Below are 18,652 nucleotides of genomic sequence, written 5' to 3'. Positions count from 1 at the left end.
AATGAAAAAACTCAGCCGCCGCAACGTGTTGAAACTGGCCGCGGCCAGCAGTGTACTGATGGGCGCCGGCAAGGCAATGACTGGCAATGCTCTGGCCGGCTCGATCAAGCTGGCCAACGGTGGGCGGGACTTCAACCCGGAAACCGGCAAGGAACGAAAAGCGGTTCCGACAATCTGTTATAACTGCGTGACCAGAGATCCCAAGATTGCCTTTGTTGAAGATGGCCGGGTGGTCAAGATCGAAGGCCAGCCCAACTCTATCCGCAGTATGGGAAAGATATGCTCCAAGGGACAGGCTGGAATCAACCAGGTCTATTTCCCGGACAGGATTCTCTATCCCCTGAAACGTGCCGGCAAGCGGGGGGATGGTAAATACAAACGTATCTCCTGGGACGAGGCACTGACCGATCTCGCTGCCCGTATGAAAAAATTGCGGGACGAGGGACATCCGGAAAAGTTCATGTACCACTACGGCCGGGCCAAAGGCAGTTCCTCCAAACTGCCGAAGACCGTGTTCATGGGCACCTATGGTTCCAAAACCATTTCCGGTCACACATCGATCTGCGAGGGCGGAAAATGGACAGCTCAGGAACTGACCTGGGGCAAGCATTATGACAACTGGGACTTCGACAACACCGACTATGTGTTGAATTTCGGCTCCAGTGTTCTCGAGGCCCATACCAATCATATTCCGACGGCCCAGCGTTTGATCAAGGCCAAGGTGGAGCGGAATGTCCCGGTGATCACCTTTGACGTGAGATTATCCTATACCGCGTCAAAATCGACGAAATGGGAACCGGTTCGTCCGGGGACCGACCTGGCGGTTCTCCTGGCCATGAACAACGTGATCATGCAGGAAAACCTTTACGACCGCGACGCGTTCACCTTTATCAGGGCCACCGAGGACGTCAACGCGTCTACCGATGAAAAAATTGCGGCCCTGAAACAGCATCTGCAACAGTACACTCCCGAGTGGGCGGAAAAAATAAGCGGTGTTCCGGCGGCCAACATCAAGAAATACGCCCGGGAATTCGCCAGGGCCAAGGCCGCTGTTGTGATCAGTTATCGCGGCCTTGTCGCTCATTACAATGGAACCGACGGCGAGCGTGCGGCCCAGATGCTGGGGATGATCACCGGCAACATCAACAATCGCGGAGGTCGTTGCAAAGCGGTCGCACCCCACTGGAAATACCCCAAAGGGCCCAAGGTGAAACCGAAAGCCAAAAAACTGAAGATTACCAGTGGATCGAAATCTGCACTGCCGACCCATGGAGAGTGCCAGTCGGTGCTCAAGATGATCAAGGACGGTTCACATGGACGGCCTGAAATATATTTCTGGTACTGCTACAATCCAGTCTATGTAAATGGTGAATGCCAGGAAAACATCGACATTCTCTCCGATGAGAAGCTGATGCCCTTTACCGTCACCTCAAACATTGTTTATGACGAGTCCAGCCGCCTGGCTGATCTGATTCTGCCCGATACCAGCTATCTTGAACGCTGGGACTGGGATGGCAATGCGTCACCGACACAGGTCGCCGAATATGAGCTGCGCCAGCCCGTAGTGGAGCCTCTGGGTGAAAGTAGAAACTTCAGCGACGTGCTCTGTGATCTGGCCAACAGAATGGGGATGCCGCTCGGCTTCAACAGCATGGAGGAGTTTGTCCGGCTCTCCTGTGAAATGACGCCGGCCCTGAAAGGATTACCAGGAGGGGCCTTCGAGTACATGAAGAAACATGGTGTTTATCATAATCCCGACGAAAAACCGGCCTTTGACACTCACAAGAAAATCGTCAAGGATGCTGATCTGCAAAAGGACGGTATCATATTTGACGAAGCCACCGGCGTTTACTGGAACTGGAAGAAGTCCAAGGCCAAGAACGAGGCCGAAGCAAAATCCAAGGGGTATTCCGGCACACATTATGCCTATAAGGGATATGTGGGCCAGAAGATCGGCAACAAGGTCTACAAAGGATTCAAGCCCGACAAGATCAACAAGACCGGTTATTTCGAACTCTATTCAGCCATTCTCAAAGATAAGGGCTTTGATCCTCTGCCGGCATGGAAGGGGATTCCCGAGCATAAGGAAATGGCCAGTAATCAGCTGGTACTGACCACCTACAAGGTACCGGTCCAGATCCACTCCCGCTCCACCCACTGTAAATGGCTGACCGAGATGTTCCATGACAATCCGGCCTGGATCAACTCGAAGACTGCGGCCTCGCTGGGGATCAAAAACGGCGACAAGATCAAACTCTCGTCTCCTATTGGCGAAATTTCCATCAAGGCCTATGTCAACGAGATGATCGTACCCGGTGCAATAGCCATCTCGTACCACCTCGGGAGAATGGAATCAGGCCGCTACGCATCAGGGAGGAAATCCCCTTTCGGAACCGACAACGATCCGGATCTCAAACTGAAATGGTGGAACACCTATGGTGTCCACCCCAACTGGGCGATTGCCAACGAACCGGATCCTATCAGCGGCCAGATGCGCTGGATGGATACGGTCGTCACTGTAAGCAAGGCCTGAGCCTGACATGAGAATCTGACCGGGAAGGTGCTGTATCTTCCCGGTCAGGTCCATGACGACTGACTATAAATCTTTTAGAGGGGAAATGTATCGTGCGGAACTCTAACAGTGGAATTGCCGGACTATATGGTCTGCTGGCAAATATCTTTGCCACCGAGGTCAGTCCTGAACTGCTGGCTCAACTGCGCAGTGCAGACTTTCGCGAACTTTTCACAGAGCTGAAAATAGATCTTGGCGAGGATTTTTACAGCGGCGATGCCGCAGAAATAGTGGACCAGCTTGCGGTGGAATTTGCCGGGCTGTTCCTGGGTCCCGGTCATTTCATATCTCCCCATGAATCCGTGCATCATGTCCGGGATGACGGTGATTACGGCACCCTCTGGGGAGCGGATACAGTGGCGGTCAAGAAATTCATCGAGGCCACCGGGCTCAGTTATAAGCCGGAGTTTGGCGGCATGCCTGATCACATCGCTGTCGAGCTTGAATTTATCCAGAAACTCGAGGAGCGATATGCCCAGGCCGTCGATGATGGCGAAATGGAACTTGCCGACAACCTGATGAAGATAAAAAAAAGGTTTTTCACGGAACACCTCCTGGCGTGGGCCCCTGAATTTCTAACAAAAGTGGCAGAGAGGGCAACACTTCCCTTTTACCGGGAAATGGCTGTATTGCTCCAACTCCTGCTTGAGCAGGAAAACAGAATCATTACCGAATCAACAGAAGAATGCGCCCCAGTATGAACCGTTACCCTGTTGTTTGCCTCTTTCTTTTCCTCCTTATCCTTGGAAACGGTTTTGTGGCGTATGGACAGGAAACGGGTGGGTACATGGGTATTCCATGGAACAGCCCGTTTCCTGTTATTGAGCAGCGGTTTCCAGGGGTTGAATTTGTCGACGAAGATGCATTCCACGTCACCCGTTTCCGCCTGCTCCACCCGGAAGAGTATGTGGACCGTGTCGAATTCAAGCTCTTTGAAAACCAGCTTGCCTCGGTTACACGATATTATGGTGACAAGTCCATCGACCACCTGATCAATGAAGACTATATCGGGAAAATGGTCAGTGGTCTTGGATCAAGAAAAGCGGTCCGCAAAACAACCTCCAAAAGTCTGGCCGGGGTCGCTGAAGTGGAAATTCATGAATATACCAACGTCCTGGTTCTCTTTCGATACTATCCTCCCGGGCAAAAGGAAGGATTTGTCGACAAAGAAAACTCCATCGTCATTATTTACAAGCCGACCTTCGACAAGATGGTCTATTATCGTAAACATTCTGAGGGAGACCCGGAGGAGATTGTCGACTACGACTACATAGAATTCTGATAGTCTTCCGTAAGCAGCGGGGTCCGCTGCTCCCAATAAGGAAACAACATCACGGTTTCCTGTCTACTGACGCACTAACAGCTGTCCGTCAACACCGAGGTTTATTAACTTAACCAACATGGCAGGACCAGGTAATTGACCGAAAGGAGACTCCTGGATTCAGCACGGCCCAGCCACAACAGACAGCGAAGACTTCGACCAATGAAAATCACTATGGGGTTACACAATAACCGTGGTGATTTCCGGATAACCGAGCTGGTGTTAATGGCCATTAACAGCCACAAGCATCTTTCACTGCCCGGCAGTGATGGTCAGTCAACTTGACCTGATCAGTTCTGCAGTACCCAGCGTCCCGAAGCATCACGGCAGGCCGTGGTGTAGGTCCGTTCGGTCCGACCGTCGATGGTGGCGATGATTTCCGCCTCCCGGCAGACCTTTTCCTCTTCCGGATCCTTCCAGGCCGGTTTGGGGATCACCTCGTAGCTGTTCCCGGTATCCGGATTGGTCCAGGCAGCCGGCTCTCCCGAGGGCGTGTATTCCAAGGCCCGGTTGAGCCGGGCCCGGTCATACTTATCCATTTCATTGCCGATCATGTAGCCAAGCATGGTTCCCACGGCCGCGCCGATCAGAGTTGCCTCGGTACTGCGGCCAATGGCCTGGCCGACAAGGGCCCCGCCGATGGCCCCGGTTATGGAGCCCACCTGACCATGCTTGCCGTCTTCCACCTGCATGTTGGTACAGGAGGTAAGCAACAGCATAATCAGTATTGAAGCCGAAATTTTCGCGTTTTTCATGGAAACTGTCTCCTTCATTTCTTTCAACTTAGCCATCTTCAAAGAGTGATGGACTTTTTACGGGTCCATCATCCTTGAGTTTCTGCTATCTGGCTATCCACATTATATATAGGGGCACCAGGGGCACCGCGTTTCAGAAGTCCTTGAAAAAGGACACAAAGGGGCTGCCAGTCACCTGACAGCCCCGGCAGAAGGGAAACAGCAACGATGTACCTGCTGCTGTGCACATGATTGCTGTGACCGTCGAGGTTACCCGCCGCTCACAACAGCCATCCCTGTTACCAGCGTCCGCCGCCCCGTTGCCGGCCACGCTGGCGGCCGGAACCATCCCCGGTCCCATATCCGCTTCCCATGTTTTCAGCCCCCATACCGGCCCGGTTCCGTCCCCGGGTTCCGGAGGTATACTGCTGCCGTTCCTCGGGACTCATCTGCTGCAGGCGGCTGCGCCACTCGTCCCGGAAGGCGTTACGCTCCTCCACCGTGGTCTGGCGCATGGTGCCTTGCAGGCCGGCCAGTTCATCGGTTGACATGCTGCTGTAATCGGTCACTGCCCAGGCAGGACCACTCAACATGATAATCCCCAGCCCAACCAGTATTGATTTCCTGATATTGTCTACCATGATTCACACCTCCATTTCAGTTTGTGATTACCACTGAAATTCAGCCACCGATGCCTGAAGGTGTCGGCCTCACTTGTTTCACGGGTGTCTGTGGCCTGGATGGCCACAGTCAAGCCCCCAGGGACGGGTTTATGGCGTCCCGTGAAACGGGTGAGGTCGACACCGGTTTCAATGGCAAAGATTGATGGTAATCAGATTTCAGTTTGACATACTGTCTTGTTATTTCGTTATATTCTGCTGCATTATCCGACCCATACCCCGACCCGCTCCAGGTCCGAAGACCTGAACACCGTCAGCGTTGACCATGCCCCGCTCCATGGGCGAGGTACTGATGGCCTCCACTTCTTCCGGGGTCAGATATTGGGCTTCATACGAACTGTTGTTCAACGAGAGCTGAGAGATAAAAGCGCGCAGGTGATTGCGCGACCCCTTGCAGAGGTTCTGATAAACGGTTCTGATATCCTGGTTGTCTGTCCGGGCCAGCAAATCCTGCAGATCCTTGATATCAAGATCCTCGATGGTGGCACCGACCTGGAGGGCCTCCACCAGGGAGACCTTGCCCCTAGCCACCAGCGCATCGTAGAGCTCCTGGAGCTGCGGGTCGGTGAACACGCCCACCGAGGAATCGGTTACCGGATCGGCGAGCTCATACCTGTCGAGCAGTATTTTCACCATGTCCATATGGCGCTGTTCGCTCTGGGCAATATTATTGAAGATAGGCAGGTTCCACTGGTCTGAAAGTACCCTGTACACATCACGGGCCAGCTTTTCCTCTTCCCGCATTTTGCTCAGACCGGCAGCTTCTTCGCTGCTCAGCTCCTCCTGGGGCAGATTGGCAATGATGGTGGCCATGCCCCCACCCTGGACGTTCCGGACAGCGCAGGGAGCGGCCGGGTTTCCGGGGCCACGGGCATCTGATTTGACGGGAAGGCCCATGAGTCCAAGGGAAAGCGCGAACGCGGCCGCGGAAAAGAATGTTGTTTTTGTTTTCATGCTATGTTCCTCCAGTTGAAAATGGATATTTTTTCTTTGCCTGCTTATTCCAACAACCGTGCCAGATAGCACCCTTGCCATAAAAAAACATAATATCAAACAGATAAGAAAAACAACCACAGAAAGACAGCATAAAGAAGCTCGACAACCCGCGCCCGACTCGACAGATTTGTCGATTGTCAATAGCCAAAAAAACTGACCCACTACCGGACGACAAAATTGACCCACCCGGACAAAAAAATTGACCCACCCGAGGCCCCTGGCCAAGAGCCTGTCCGGTGCCCGCAAGGAGAGCGGGCTGGGAGAGTTCCAGGTCGAGACCACGGAGGCGATATGCGTTGTCGTGACGCTCCTGCATGGCGGTCACCCTGTCAGCTTCTGGCGCAGCCTGTAGCTCTCGCCGCCGAGCATGAAGACGCGGGAGTGGTGGACCAGGCGGTCGATGATGGGCACCGCCACGTTGTCGTCGTGGAAGAAGTCGCCCCAGGCGGTGAACTCCTTGTTGGTGGTGACGACGATGGAGCGGTACTCGTACAGGCTGTTGACGAGTTGGAAGAGGTTGTAGAGCGCGGTTTTGTTCATGGGCAGGTAGCCGAGCTCGTCGATGATCAGGAGGTCGTTCTTGGCCAGGGCCGTTATCCTGGCCTTGAGCTCGCCCTTGGCCAGGGCCAGGTCGAGCGACTCCACCAGTTCGGCGGCCCGGGTGAAGAGGACCTTGTAGCCGGCCTCGACGGCCTTGTGGCCGATGCCGATGGCCAGGTGGGTCTTGCCCACGCCCGGGGGGCCGATGAAGATCAGGTTCTCGCGGTTGTCGATGAAGGAGAAATCGAGCAGGGCGTTGACCTGGCGCTTGGTGATGGTGGTCTGGTATCTGTAGTCGAACTCCTCCAGCCGCTTGATTGTGGGGAAGCCCGCCGCCTTGCGGTTGCGGAGGATGCGCTTGTGGTTGCGCTGCCGGCGCTCGTGCTCCACCAGCATGTCGGCGAACTCCAGGTATGAGACCTCGTTGGTCTCGGCGGCGGCGAGCAGGTCCGGGAGGCCGGCGGCGATGCTGGTACAGCGCAGGCCGCGGAACTTGGCAACGGTGGTCTCAATGGACGGCATCGCTCACCTCCCCTGTCTCGCAGATAGCGGCGTATGGGCGCAGCATGGCCCTGGTGGCGCTGTCGGCCGCGGCTGCCGGCCGCTCCCGGGGCTCCTGGCCTGTCCGCAGTTCGTCGAGCAGGTCCGGGCGCTTCCGGTACGCCTCCAGGTAGTCCTCGATGCGGGAGGTGGTCAGGCGCGGCTGGTCGAGGAGATGCGCCAGCAGGGGGGCCGGGATCCCGTGGCGGTCCAGCAGGCGGATCAGGCCGGTCAGCTGGTCCTTGTAGATGTCCGGCGCGCCCTTCTTGAGCAGGGCGCTCATGCGGATGCCGTCGTCGCCCAGGCGGCGCTGGATCTCCGCCTCGCAGTCGGCGATCCGCCGGGCCTTGTCCCGGTAGTGGGACTTCTTCTTGATCACCTGGCCCCGGCCGTGACACAGGGCGTGCCGCGTGATCTCCTCGCCGGTCTCCAGGTCCAGGAACACCAGGAAGTCCTGCTCCTCGCGCACCCCCACCGTGGCGCGCTGGTAACGCATGGGCACCGAGTAACGGTTGCTCTTCCAGGAGACGAGCCCGGTCTTGTCCGCCTTGCGGGTCTCCCGGCAGGCGGGGGTGAAGTCGATGCTCGGGGTGAGGTAGGGCCGCATGTGGCGCCGTTCGTCCCGCTCGTAGCGCTGCCGCGGTGACTCGCCAGTGCTGCCGTGCTTTCTGGCGTTGGCCGTGGCGTCGAGCCATTCGGCCATATAGGCTTCCAGGTCGGCCCAGGAGTCGAAATGCTCCCCGGCCAGTCCATTACCCTTTACGTACCGGACCCCGGCTTCCACCTTGCCCTTGCTCTCGGGGTCGTATCCCTCGCAGGCCCGGATCCGGAAACCGGCTACGGTGGCATAGCCATGGAACTGCTCGTTGAGGGTCAGCTCCCGGTAGCGTTCCTTGATCACCACCAGCCTGGTCTGGTCGTAGACGCACTCCTCGGGCCGACCGCCGAAGTACCGAAACGCTGCGTCGTGCATGCGGATGAACGTGCCGGTGTCGATAGGCCGGGGAGAAAGCCCCACGTACATCAGCCTCGAATAGGAGAGGACAAAGACCACGAAGTAGACGGTCGTCGGCTGGCAGGCCACCAGGACTCCCCGCAACTCCCCGGGGTCCACCTGGCATTGGACCCCGGGGACCATGTCCAGAACCGGCTCGTAATAGCGCTCCTGCTTGAGCGTGGAGGTCTGCTTGAGCCGGGCCACGTATCTTCGCACCGTCCGGATCGACACCGGCAGGTCAGGGTGTTTCTCCTTAAGTTTGCGGTGGATCTTCACCGCGCTCAAGCCGGGAAACGACTCCATGAGATGCCGGATGTAGGCCCGGTGGGGATCGAGGAGCTTGCGCCTCTCACGGTTGCTCTGCCGGGCCTGGATCTCCTCTTCGGACATGGCCAGGTACTTCCGGACCGTGTTGCGGGAGATCCCCAGCCGTCGCGCAATGCCACGGATGGACATCCCCGACCCATTGCTATGTAACGCTTTGATTTTGTGTATCATGTTCCACCCCTTCAAGGTTGCCTCCTCCCGGTTTGTATGGTTGGGAAAAGGAGAGAGGATACAGCCAAACGGCTGCCGTTTCAGCCTCGAAATGGGTCAAAATTGTTGGCCTTATGTGGGTCAATATACTTGGCCATTGACAATCAGGGATCTGCAAAAAACAAAAGCAAGTATCCAGTTGGTATTCCAACCATTATTTTTTGAGCGTGACGCAGAGATCGGGCACAAAGAGCATCAGTGGATAGGTACTAAATAAGTTCGAATCATCCTATGGAGTGTATACAAGATGGGTAAAAAAGCAAAAACAGTAATAAGGAGATCGGAAAGGTGGAAAAAACCAATTCTGATCTTTCTGATCATTTTCGCCATTATTATTGTCACCGTCATGGTCTCGGTTGAATCATACACAGGAACGCCGGGCTTTTGCGGGACATCCTGTCATATCATGGACCCAGCCTACCAGAGTTGGAAGAGAGACAAACATGGTGAAGAATCGGCAAAACATACGGTAGCGTGTGTGCAATGTCATTACGCACCCGGAGAAAGAAAAACGTTCAAGGCAAAATTCAAAGGATTAGGCCAACTTTTTACTTATATGGCCACTCACGAAAAGGAGGTACGGAAGCAAACACATATTGATGACCGGAGCTGCATGACTGCTGAATGTCATCCTCGTGACAAATTTTTTACAAAAAAAATAAAATTTTCTAAACGAGAAGGTGTTATTCCATTTACACATAACACTCATTATGAAAAGCCAATCAATGGGCAGGAAATGCACTGTACATCCTGTCATCAAAAGGTTCCTGGGAGCAACAAGCATTTTGAAGTGAGCAAAAAACTATGCTTCACTTGTCATTTTCGAAACACCAAATTTAACGAAGATCGAGCCAAGTGTGAGATATGTCATCTCATTCCAACCAAACCGTTACAAAAACAGAAAAGTGAAGAAGGTAGTTCAATCAATAATGATGATCAACCTATAACTCATCAGAGTTTAGCTGCCAGAAATGTATCATGTGCAAGTTGCCATCTGGACATTGTAGGTGGTACTGACAACCTGAAACCTCAGGCCTGCGAGACGTGTCACGCTGATCCGGAAGTTCTGGCCAAGAAAAACAACCTTCCTCTGATGCATGAAAAACACGTTGCAGAGCAAAAGGCCGGCTGTTTCGACTGCCACGTTCCCAAACAGCATAAAAAAACAAATTATGTGGAAGCGATCCGCCAAAACTGTGCTGCCTGTCACCCCGAGCAACATCTTTATCAGGCTCAGCTCATTGAAGGGCCGGAGCGTGAAGGAGTGCCTAAGACTCCTGGCCTGATGCACGAGGTCACAACAAACTGCCTGGCCTGTCATGTAAGAAAAAAGGATCTAAAAGGGACCGTGGTGCTTCAGGGTGATGCCAGAACCTGTGTCTCCTGTCACAAAGAGGGCCACCTGGAAATGATCGAGCGGTGGAAAAAGGAGATAGCCGAAGGAATCAAACAGGCTGTTGCTCTTCAGAAAGAAGCGTTTCAGGCAATAGAACAAGCGCAATCGGATCAACTTTCACCTGAGGTGATAAACGAGGCCAGGGCTCTTTACGAGAAAGGACTCAAGGACCTCCATCTTGTCCAATACGGCAACGGTGTTCACAACAAGAAATATTCACTCATGGTCCTTAACAATGCTTCAATCAACTTTGAGGATGCAATAATCCTCATTGAGGATGAACAGTAAACGTACACGCGGATGATCAGACAACAATGATGTCGGATGTGGAGCCGCAATGGTTGCGGACACGCCAAAAGCAAAGCAAGGAGGCCACGATGGAAGACGACCGTAAAAAAGAAAGAAGAGTATTTTTAAAAAGCGCCGGTGCGGTGCTGGTCGGAAGTGCGGCTGTCACAGGCCTGATGACCGAAACAGCTGTGGCGAGAAAGGGCAAAGGAAAGGGTAAAAAGAGACCACGCTGGGGCATGGTCATCGATATCCGAAGATGTGTTGGCTGCTACTCATGCCAGATTACCTGTAAAATGGAAAATTCCTTGCCGATGGTTGGGTTTGGCGCCTGGGTTACCACCATGGAAAAAGGAAGCTTTCCCGAGGCGAAGCGTCCTTTTCTACCCCACCTCTGTAACCATTGCGAGGGGACAGAAACGGTTGGCCGCATGCTGGTGCCCCCCTGTGTCAAGGCCTGTCCCGAGTACCCCAAGCCAACCAGAGAGATATATATCACTCCGGAAGGGAAAAAAATACGCTACAGCATCGGGGCAACCTATAAACGACCTGATGGCGCTATTCTTTACAATAACGAGTTGTGCATAGGATGCGGTAAATGCATCAAGGCCTGTCCATATGGCGCACGCTTTTTCAACCCAAATGTTCGCCTGACCAGAAAAGACAAGGAAGGTCCTTTCGGCATAGGAAAGTGCACCTTCTGCATTCACAGGCTGGACCAGGGACTTGAACCTGCCTGCGTGAAAAGCTGCGTGGGGCGTGCAAGGATTTTTGGTGATCTCAGTGATCCTGAAAGCGAAGTGTCCAAGCTGATAAAGGAAAACAAGACAAAGGTGCTCCTTCCTGAAAAAAATACCAGCCCAAATGTCTATTACATCGATCTTGACGATGAACTGGCCGCCCTGAACGAACATGCCAATCCCAAGATATGAGAGTCTACAAAATTATTGCAGACTGAAGAAGAATAAGTGAATGATTTTTCATAGCGAGGAAAACATATGACTACTACGAGACGAGGTTTTTTAAAATATAGCAGCATCCTGGCAGGGGGAGTAGCCCTGTCCCAGTCCGGAATGCTGTCGCTCAAAAAATTGAGCCCCGCGGAGGCAAAGGCAGCACGCCTGGCCATGGATAACTACAAAATTCATTACACTGCCTGTACGATGTGCCCGGCAGAATGCGGTTTGGAAATGTGGGTGCGCAACGGCAAGGTCGAAAAGATATACGGTAACTCCGAAGTTCCGATGAATGACGGTACAGCTTGCGCCAAGGGCTCCTCGGGGCAACAGCTGATCTATTCTCCCTATCGTATCAAATACCCCATGAAAAGAGTAGGTGAGCGAGGAGAGGGAAAGTTCAAGAGAATCAGTTGGGATGAAGCACTTGACTATATCGGTAAAAAAATGGTCGGCATCAAGAAAAAATACGGTGCAGAGTCGATGATCATGGATTGCGGTGATGTCACAGACCGTAACCCATACTATCGGCTGACCTTTGCCTTCGGCTCGCCCAACGCAGCCGAACATGGTGCTATCTGTGATGTCCCGCGCCGGCATGGGCCGAAACTGATCCTGGGCGGCAAACGAATAGAACCTGACCTCATGACACCGCAACACGTCCGCCAGAAAGATGGTTCCATAAAGAAAGAATACGGCTACAAAAACAAACTTATCATCTATAATGGCTGGAATCCTTTTGTAGCTACACGGATATTCTATGAAAATCGTGGCACGGTTGGTGCCCAGATAGAAAATGACTGCAAGGTGGTGGTCATTGACCCGGCCTTGAGCAATACCGCCTCCAAGGCCGATGTCTGGCTTTCGCCCAGAGCCGGAACCGACGGAGACCTCTTTGGCGCCATGCTGCGCTATATCCTTGAGCATGATGACCCCAATGACAAGAATCGCCGCTATATTGACTGGGAGATGAAAAAATATGTCAAGGGCTGGGATGAGTTCATGAACGAGTTCAAGTCCTGGTGGGGCAAGAAGGATCCGATCAACAACCTCTCCTATTTCAGTCTCGACTGGGCTGCAGAGCGAACCGGACTGCAGAAAAAACAGATCGAAGATCTTGCACATCAGTTCGGTATCACGAAACCGGCAGCTCTGGTCTGGGGCATGCAGTCACCTGGCCATCATTACAATGGATACTGCTGTTCCATCATAGGTACCGTCCTGAATGTTATAACCGGTAACTTTGACGTACCTGGAGGTGCCATTGACTGTGAACTGGTCAAATGCAACAAAGGAGGCTCGTTCAAAGGAAAACATTTCAAGAAAAGAAAAATTACTCGCGAGATAGCAGGAAAAGAAGTTGAAGGAGAAGTTGAACATCTGCACATGGATCTCTTCGGCCATAAGCATCCTTGTGCCTGGGATGAATCGGTGGGCAATTATCCCAATGCGTTTTTAGATGGAGTAGATATCTCATATGGTCCTTTCCGTGGATATCATTATCCTATAAAGGCATTTTTTCTAAGGACAGGAAATGTGGTCTATACCGCAGGACCTTCCTACAAGTGGGAGGAAGCAATCACAGCCAAGGATGCGAATGGCGACTACAAACTTGAACTGATGGTGGTTATCGATACGCTGGCCCTGGAATCATCCCTGTATGCGGATATCATCCTGCCGGAAGCAAGCTATGCGGAACGTCAAAGTCTTTCAGATATATGGCTCTTAACCAAATTCAGCTTTAGTCACCGGAACATGGGCCAAGCAAGCGTTGAGCAAACGCATGGGCAATTCCGGCTCCCAGAATCTTCGATTGAATCGGTAACAGAATTCGTCCAGATATTCTTGCAGATACTTGAGGCTTACCCCATGAAAGGTGCCCGTAAGAAAGGCTTTCATATTACCGATGATCACATGGACCATAGGCAACCATTTGGCGGCTTCCTCTGGTGGTGTAATCTTTTTCTCATGCTGCTGGCTCGTTCCAACCACAGTCAGAGCCGGCAAAGCATCGGTTTTAACCTTTTGCCCGGTAAGCAGCTTTCTGGTAAGGAAAGACTGCACCGTATCATGGGAAATTGTCTCCACAGCCTTCATAGCCGTAAAGCCGGCACCTTTATCCGGGTGCATTTCAACCGCCACCAGTACAGGCTTTTTACCTTCTGCACCTCGCCCTCGCTTGCCGGATCGTTTGCCACCTACATAAGTATCATCGAGTTCAATAAACCCTTTAAGGCGGTATATGGAATCGCGATGAGCCATGGCCATCCGGATTTTTCGCAACATTCGGTATGCGGTCAGCCAGGAAACACCCAGGTGCTTGGCAAGACGCAGAGCAGAAATGCCACCCTTATCGGAGGCGGTGAGATAAATTGCCCAGAACCATTTGACGAGTGAAATTTTTGTGGCATGAAAAATTGTACCAGCGGTGATGGACACTTGGTGGCGACACTTGGAGCATTGGTAGAGATGTCTGGTGGAAATATAGCTTGCTTTTCGGCTGCCGCATCTTGGGCAGAAAAAGCCATCCGGCCATCGCACTTTTGCCAACTCGGCCGCACACGCTTCTTCACTGCCAAATTTTTTCTGCCACTCCAACAAGGAGACTGCTGGCATCTTCATAACAAGACCTCCTTCAAGCCGGTATCTGCTTGATCTTGTTATAAATATAAGCATTAGCTGAAAAATGTTAAGAGCCATATTCAGATATTTATCCCTCGCACCAGTTGGTCTATAACAGGGATGCAGTAATCAAGCCTTTGTATGAGAGCAAGCCGCCTTTTGAAATCATGAACCTGCTGGCAAAAAAACTCAGTGATTTGGGAGACCCGGATATCAAGGGAGAAGATTTCTGGGAAAAGTATGGCAAAGAGGAAGACTTTGTCGATGAAATGCTTGCGGTTTCACCCGGCAGACCCAATGTGGGTCGTCCTCTGCCGTATCCGCAATATCCTGAAGGATACAAACTTTATGGCACCCCGGATTCCCTTGAAAAGGGTGACGCCAAGGTCGACCACAAGAGCAAAAAGGTTTACGGAACCCCGCTCACAGTGGAATGGCTGCGCAATAATCATGGAGTGGCAATCTGGCCGATGAGTTGGTACCGGTATCGCAAACATGATGCAGACGAACCGAACCACTTCTTTCCCAAGACTTCAAGCAAGATGATTGAGTTCGTCTGGGATTATAAAGAAGGTGGAAAACGAATGGGCCGTTATGCCAAATACAACAAAAAAATCGAGGAAGCTGGTGGCGATGTACCTCTTGGCCTGCAGGAGATTGGCTTCAAAAAGTACCCCAGCGCCTTTTTCTGGTTTGAAACCAAGTGGAATCCATACACCAACCCTGACTATAAAACATACGCCAAGGATTACCCTTTCCAGGTTATCGGCGGCAAGGTCCATCATTCCATGAGTGGCACCCAGATGGTACCCTGGCTTGGACAGGTCAAGGCGGAAGGGACCTGGCAGCCGCTGAACGACACCTTTGAGGCCGAGGTGCCTGAGGCATCCCCTGAAGAAGGCTTCAAAAATACAACAATGAAGTTTCCGGCAAACAGTTACTCGGTGGGCACCATCATGATAAACGACGGTGATGCCAAAAATCTTGGCTTGGTTACCGGAGATCTTGTGGAATTGACCAACCCGCTGGGCAAATCAACGCGTGGTAAAATCTTTGCCACCGGTGGTATTCGTCCCGGGGTCATCAAGCTTGGATTCGGTGCTGGTGGCCGATGGAGCCCTGGAATGGGACCTGCCTACCAGAGCAGAAAGTACACTCCGTACCACAACATATTGATTGATCCCGATGCATTGAGTCCGATCATGGGTTTTCCGGCCTTTGCTGATATGATCGTCAAGATCAAAAAAGTTTAACCAGTAAGTAACTGGTCCGGGGGGGAGCAGAGATTTCCCCCCGGACAATCCAATTATGGAGAAAAATTATGGCACTGGCTGAAATGAATAGCATGGCTGAAAGAAAGCCTCTATTAAGTTTTCTGAAAAGAATTTTTCTTAAAGAAATAGATAAAGATATCTTAATGGATCTGCAACAGATACCTGTTGACACTGTTAGTAATGACCTGGATCAGGGCTTTAGTCTTATCACCCAGGCCGCGAAAACGAACAACAGTCGGATGGACGATTATCTCGAAGAGCTGGCCGTGGAATTTTCACGGCTATTTATTGGCCCGACACATCCTCCAGCTGTTCCCTTTGCCTCCTTTTACCTTTCGGAAAATCGTATATTGATGTCAGAAATCACGATCAAAGTGAGGAAACAATACCTGGAGGCTGGCCTGACGGTACATAATTTATATCAAATACCCGAAGACCACATCAGCTTTGAGATGGAATTCATGGAATATCTTATTGACCGATCTCTTGAATTGCATAGCCTCGGTGACGACGAACAGGTTGAGAGTCTAAAAAATTTAACAGAAAGATTCTTTTACGATCATCTTACGGTATGGGTGCCCGATTTTTCTGATTCAATTATTGAACATACAAAGGAAGATTTTTATCAAGGTGCTGCTCTTATCCTGAAGGAAACCTGCAGCCAGGATTGGTAATGCAACATTTGTTCTGTGAACATAGAAACTCTTTACTGTAACTCGTCACAGCCACCCCATATTCCAAGTCTCCGCTTACCTGCACGGTCGCGGCTGTCCACATAGAGGGGCTATCAGAGCCTCCCTCCAGTCGTTTAGCTACGGTCATCCACGACTGCATAAATCCGAGGCCCCTGAGACAACTTGTATTTTTTTCTTGAAATATCGGTCTGGTGCGCACCCTGTGATCAGATACTGCCAGACAGACGGCCGCGCCAGCTGCCGCGACCACGGGGGTAGGAAAAACTAAGGAAATCACGCTGCACCTCGACCCGCAGGCCCTGGCTGAGATGCAGTTCACTGCCGATGGTACCCTGACGAGCCGCAGTGAGTACCATGATGATATGTTCATAGCGGGGTCTGGCGCCAAGCTCCCAGAGCAGCCTCTCCACCAGCCGCCGCTGCAGGGCGGGGTGGAGAACGCATAAGCCGCTGCGCTCAAGAAGATAGCCCGGCTCACCGGTCGGAACGGGATTGGTTGGCCGGACCAGCCGCTGCCAGGCGTCCGCAGTCTGGCTGTCGAGAAATGCCTCATCCTCGGCCAGGTTTTCAGCCGTCTTGAGCAGGGCCTTGCGCACCCCGGGATCATATTCCCGTTCCAGCAGGGGCAAAAGGTCAAGACGGATCCGGTTGCGCAGAAAGCGACGGTCCCGGTTGCTGGAATCCTGACAAAAGGCGATATTCCTGTCCTGGAGATAGCGAAGCAGATCCGCCTTGGGTGTCGCCAGCAGGGGACGGATAACTCTGCCGCGCCGCATCCGCATGCCGGAAAGCCCGCAGCGGCCACTGCCTCGCAGCAGACGGATCAGGACCTCCTCCACCTGGTCATCGGCGGTATGGGCCACGGCAAGGCGGGAGGCCCTGTAGCGCCCGGCCACCTCTTCCAGGGCCGCGTAGCGCAGCTCGCGGGCCGCATGTTCCAGGGAAAGTCCCCGTTCCCTGGAACATTTCTCCGTGTCCACACAAATGGTCTCGAAAGGAAGGTCAAGAATGCCGGCCGCCTGTTCCACGGCCTGACACTCAGCCGGTGTCTCCCCGGGCCGCAATCCATGGTCCACGTATACAGCGACAGGGGAACAGGGAAAGGAGGGACGCAGAGCAGCCAGGAGATGGAGCAGGGCCATGGAGTCCGGTCCTCCGGAAACCCCGATCACCAGGCGGGCACCCTGGTCAAACAGCTCCTGGTCGACGATGGTCCGGTATATTTTCTGTTCCAGAGGATGCATAATTTATGGACTTACGGTTGAGCAGAAGCTGGAAACAATATATCATGGAATCAGGCACAAGATCATGATATCTGTCTGCGACCATGCGGATATCCCCGTATCCCTGCAGCCACCATCCGGGGGAGGTGGAGCGCAAGGCGCCACATTCAGGGTTTTTTTCCGGAAATCACCACAAGTTTGGATAATCCCATTGTGATTTTCATATGTTGCTATGGCTGGACCGTGCCGAAGCCCGGAGTCTCCCTTCGGTCGCTTCCATGAGAAGGCTTGTCAATATATTGTTCGACGTGGCGAACCATTTTTTCCTCTTCCACCCCGTAACGTCACGCTTCCATTCGCATTCTTTGAAGAGATTCAGCCAAAATCCCGATGCATTGCAAAGTCCGTCGTGGAAGCTGCAACCTTACCTTCGGCCTCAAGAATGTCACTGGCTGATGACGGGCTGAACGACCAAACGCAGTCTTCCTGACGGGACGTTCTTTTTAGGGAGCAGGACGAAACGGTCTCCTTGTCAAACAGATCAATAAAAGCCTTTTGCAACCGAGCGAGTTCCCCCCGGAGGGTCCTGACCGAAAGGGCGCCTTTCGCCCTTCGATTACTTTCAGGTCAGCGATAAGCGTAAAGGAATGCAAGGAAAAAATTGTCAGGGGTCCTTGACGCTCATTACCTTATTTTCATCTCGTTTCTTGTTGTATACGCGAAATTTTTTCATTGCATTCCTTCTAGCGTTCGCTTCAGACGCTGTGTCCTATGCCGCTTTTGCCACACAGCGAACCGGTCTGTACAGGGGATCATATATTTCTCCGGTTACCCAAAGATGATGAAGCAATACCGCCAGTTTCCTGGCTACTGCGACCACTGCTCTGCGTTTGCCGTTTTTTCCGCCCCTGTCGCTGATTCGCTGGCCAAATCGTCTGAGATTGCAATCCTCTCCAAAAGGTCCAAGGATATATTGAGCAGCACCAACCAAAAGTCGACGTAAATAGGGGTTGCCGGCCTTGGTGATACGCAGCTGTTTATCTGTTTCCCCGGATTGATCCCGCCGCGGAGTCAATCCTAAAAAAGAGCCCACCTGGCTGCTTTTGTCAAAACGTGAGGGGTCTTCCAGCACCAGAATAAAGGCCAGAGCTGTCAGGGCACCGACACCCTTGATTCCCGTCAAAAGTTCGGTCTCGGGATACGATATCCGGCACAGTTCCTCAATGTTCTTGTCATAGGATTTTATCTGCTCGGTCAGCTGCCCAATCTGTCAATAGCCAA

At 52.6% G+C, this 18,652-nt stretch carries 15 protein-coding genes and 2 pseudogenes; 9 read left to right on the top strand and 8 right to left on the bottom strand.

Annotated features, from left to right (window positions below; translation table 11 throughout):
- Position 1 precedes the first annotated feature (1 nt).
- The 3 genes from GF1_RS03250 (at position 2) to GF1_RS03240 (ending at position 3,854) form a co-directional block, all read left to right on the top strand.
- Positions 2-2,533, top strand: a complete 2,532-nt coding sequence (locus GF1_RS03250) for a molybdopterin-containing oxidoreductase family protein (RefSeq protein ID WP_267928183.1) — start codon at positions 2-4, stop codon at positions 2,531-2,533.
- A gap of 92 nt (positions 2,534-2,625) precedes the next feature.
- Positions 2,626-3,273: a TorD/DmsD family molecular chaperone gene (locus GF1_RS03245; protein ID WP_267928182.1), complete on the top strand. Its 648-nt coding sequence runs from the start codon at positions 2,626-2,628 to the stop codon at positions 3,271-3,273.
- A gap of 86 nt (positions 3,274-3,359) precedes the next feature.
- Positions 3,360-3,854 (top strand): hypothetical protein, encoded by a 495-nt coding sequence (locus GF1_RS03240; RefSeq protein WP_267928181.1) that lies wholly within the window; start codon positions 3,360-3,362, stop codon positions 3,852-3,854.
- Positions 3,855-4,183: 329 nt separating this feature from the next.
- Here the strand turns inward: GF1_RS03240 and GF1_RS03235 are convergent, their stop codons facing one another.
- The 3 genes from GF1_RS03235 to GF1_RS03225 all read right to left on the bottom strand — a co-directional run bounded on the left by GF1_RS03235 (position 4,184) and on the right by GF1_RS03225 (position 6,261).
- Positions 4,184-4,648 (bottom strand): RT0821/Lpp0805 family surface protein, encoded by a 465-nt coding sequence (locus GF1_RS03235; protein WP_267928180.1) that lies wholly within the window; start codon positions 4,646-4,648, stop codon positions 4,184-4,186.
- A 278-nt stretch (positions 4,649-4,926) separates the two neighbouring features.
- Positions 4,927-5,268 (bottom strand): DUF1104 domain-containing protein, encoded by a 342-nt coding sequence (locus GF1_RS03230; protein WP_267928179.1) that lies wholly within the window; start codon positions 5,266-5,268, stop codon positions 4,927-4,929.
- 219 nt (positions 5,269-5,487) lie between these two features.
- Positions 5,488-6,261 (bottom strand): DUF2202 domain-containing protein, encoded by a 774-nt coding sequence (locus tag GF1_RS03225; RefSeq protein WP_267928178.1) that lies wholly within the window; start codon positions 6,259-6,261, stop codon positions 5,488-5,490.
- Between the two features lie 241 nt (positions 6,262-6,502).
- Here GF1_RS03225 and GF1_RS03220 point away from each other — a divergent pair, with 241 nt between their 5' ends.
- Complete coding sequence (locus tag GF1_RS03220; RefSeq protein WP_267926244.1) at positions 6,503-6,655, top strand: hypothetical protein; 153 nt, start codon at positions 6,503-6,505, stop codon at positions 6,653-6,655.
- Here the strand turns inward: GF1_RS03220 and istB are convergent.
- Entirely contained in the window at positions 6,625-7,365 is a 741-nt protein-coding gene (gene istB / locus GF1_RS03215) for an IS21-like element helper ATPase IstB (protein ID WP_267926245.1), read from the bottom strand. The genes GF1_RS03220 and istB overlap by 31 nt on opposite strands.
- A complete protein-coding gene (istA, locus tag GF1_RS03210) occupies positions 7,352-8,878 on the bottom strand; it encodes an IS21 family transposase (RefSeq protein WP_267927359.1) in 1,527 nt (508 codons plus the stop codon). The genes istB and istA overlap by 14 nt, the downstream gene beginning before the upstream one ends.
- 286 nt (positions 8,879-9,164) lie before the next feature.
- On the opposite strand from istA, the gene GF1_RS03205 reads away from it, so the two are divergent.
- The 3 genes and pseudogenes from GF1_RS03205 to GF1_RS03195 form a co-directional block, all read left to right on the top strand.
- Positions 9,165-10,601, top strand: a complete 1,437-nt coding sequence (locus tag GF1_RS03205) for a cytochrome c3 family protein (RefSeq protein WP_267928177.1) — start codon at positions 9,165-9,167, stop codon at positions 10,599-10,601.
- Between the two features lie 26 nt (positions 10,602-10,627).
- The gene (locus GF1_RS03200; protein WP_267928176.1) at positions 10,628-11,533 is read left to right on the top strand and encodes a 4Fe-4S dicluster domain-containing protein; all 906 of its coding nucleotides are present in this window, start codon (positions 10,628-10,630) and stop codon (positions 11,531-11,533) included.
- Between the two features lie 66 nt (positions 11,534-11,599).
- Positions 11,600-13,255: pseudogene (locus GF1_RS03195) on the top strand (molybdopterin-containing oxidoreductase family protein); the annotation flags it as partial.
- Between the two features lie 27 nt (positions 13,256-13,282).
- Here GF1_RS03195 and GF1_RS03190 read toward each other — a convergent pair.
- Positions 13,283-14,179: an IS1595 family transposase gene (locus GF1_RS03190; RefSeq protein ID WP_267926293.1), complete on the bottom strand. Its 897-nt coding sequence runs from the start codon at positions 14,177-14,179 to the stop codon at positions 13,283-13,285.
- A 137-nt stretch (positions 14,180-14,316) separates the two neighbouring features.
- Here GF1_RS03190 and GF1_RS03185 point away from each other — a divergent pair, with 137 nt between their 5' ends.
- The gene (locus tag GF1_RS03185) at positions 14,317-15,432 is read left to right on the top strand and encodes a molybdopterin dinucleotide binding domain-containing protein (protein ID WP_267928175.1); all 1,116 of its coding nucleotides are present in this window, start codon (positions 14,317-14,319) and stop codon (positions 15,430-15,432) included.
- A gap of 68 nt (positions 15,433-15,500) precedes the next feature.
- A complete protein-coding gene (locus GF1_RS03180) occupies positions 15,501-16,127 on the top strand; it encodes a TorD/DmsD family molecular chaperone (protein ID WP_267928174.1) in 627 nt (208 codons plus the stop codon).
- Between the two features lie 227 nt (positions 16,128-16,354).
- On the opposite strand, the gene tilS is transcribed toward GF1_RS03180, so the two are convergent.
- Entirely contained in the window at positions 16,355-17,392 is a 1,038-nt protein-coding gene (tilS, locus tag GF1_RS03175; RefSeq protein ID WP_267928173.1) for a tRNA lysidine(34) synthetase TilS, read from the bottom strand.
- Between the two features lie 748 nt (positions 17,393-18,140).
- A pseudogene (locus GF1_RS16365) lies at positions 18,141-18,641 on the bottom strand (transposase); the annotation flags it as partial.
- Between the last annotated feature and the right edge of the window lie 11 nt (positions 18,642-18,652).

It is taken from the genome of Desulfolithobacter dissulfuricans (assembly GCF_025998535.1).
GTDB lineage: Bacteria > Desulfobacterota > Desulfobulbia > Desulfobulbales > Desulfobulbaceae > Desulfolithobacter > Desulfolithobacter dissulfuricans.
The sequence above is the reverse complement of the archived record's forward strand: the minus strand, read 5'-3'. Positions and strand labels throughout refer to the sequence as shown.

What these genes read in the sequence shown, in the direction of transcription:
- GF1_RS03250 (WP_267928183.1), top strand. Translation starts at nt 2, where the DNA reads ATGAAAAAACTCAGCCGCCGCAACGTGTTGAAACTGGCCGCGGCCAGC.
- GF1_RS03240 (WP_267928181.1), top strand. Translation starts at nt 3,360, where the DNA reads ATGGGTATTCCATGGAACAGCCCGTTTCCTGTTATTGAGCAGCGGTTT.
- GF1_RS03235 (WP_267928180.1), bottom strand. Translation starts at nt 4,648, where the DNA reads ATGAAAAACGCGAAAATTTCGGCTTCAATACTGATTATGCTGTTGCTT.
- GF1_RS03230 (WP_267928179.1), bottom strand. Translation starts at nt 5,268, where the DNA reads ATGGTAGACAATATCAGGAAATCAATACTGGTTGGGCTGGGGATTATC.
- GF1_RS03225 (WP_267928178.1), bottom strand. Translation starts at nt 6,261, where the DNA reads ATGAAAACAAAAACAACATTCTTTTCCGCGGCCGCGTTCGCGCTTTCC.
- istB (WP_267926245.1), bottom strand. Translation starts at nt 7,365, where the DNA reads ATGCCGTCCATTGAGACCACCGTTGCCAAGTTCCGCGGCCTGCGCTGT.
- istA (WP_267927359.1), bottom strand. Translation starts at nt 8,878, where the DNA reads ATGATACACAAAATCAAAGCGTTACATAGCAATGGGTCGGGGATGTCC.
- GF1_RS03205 (WP_267928177.1), top strand. Translation starts at nt 9,165, where the DNA reads ATGGGTAAAAAAGCAAAAACAGTAATAAGGAGATCGGAAAGGTGGAAA.
- GF1_RS03200 (WP_267928176.1), top strand. Translation starts at nt 10,628, where the DNA reads ATGATGTCGGATGTGGAGCCGCAATGGTTGCGGACACGCCAAAAGCAA.
- GF1_RS03190 (WP_267926293.1), bottom strand. Translation starts at nt 14,179, where the DNA reads ATGAAGATGCCAGCAGTCTCCTTGTTGGAGTGGCAGAAAAAATTTGGC.
- GF1_RS03180 (WP_267928174.1), top strand. Translation starts at nt 15,501, where the DNA reads ATGGCACTGGCTGAAATGAATAGCATGGCTGAAAGAAAGCCTCTATTA.
- tilS (WP_267928173.1), bottom strand. Translation starts at nt 17,392, where the DNA reads ATGCATCCTCTGGAACAGAAAATATACCGGACCATCGTCGACCAGGAG.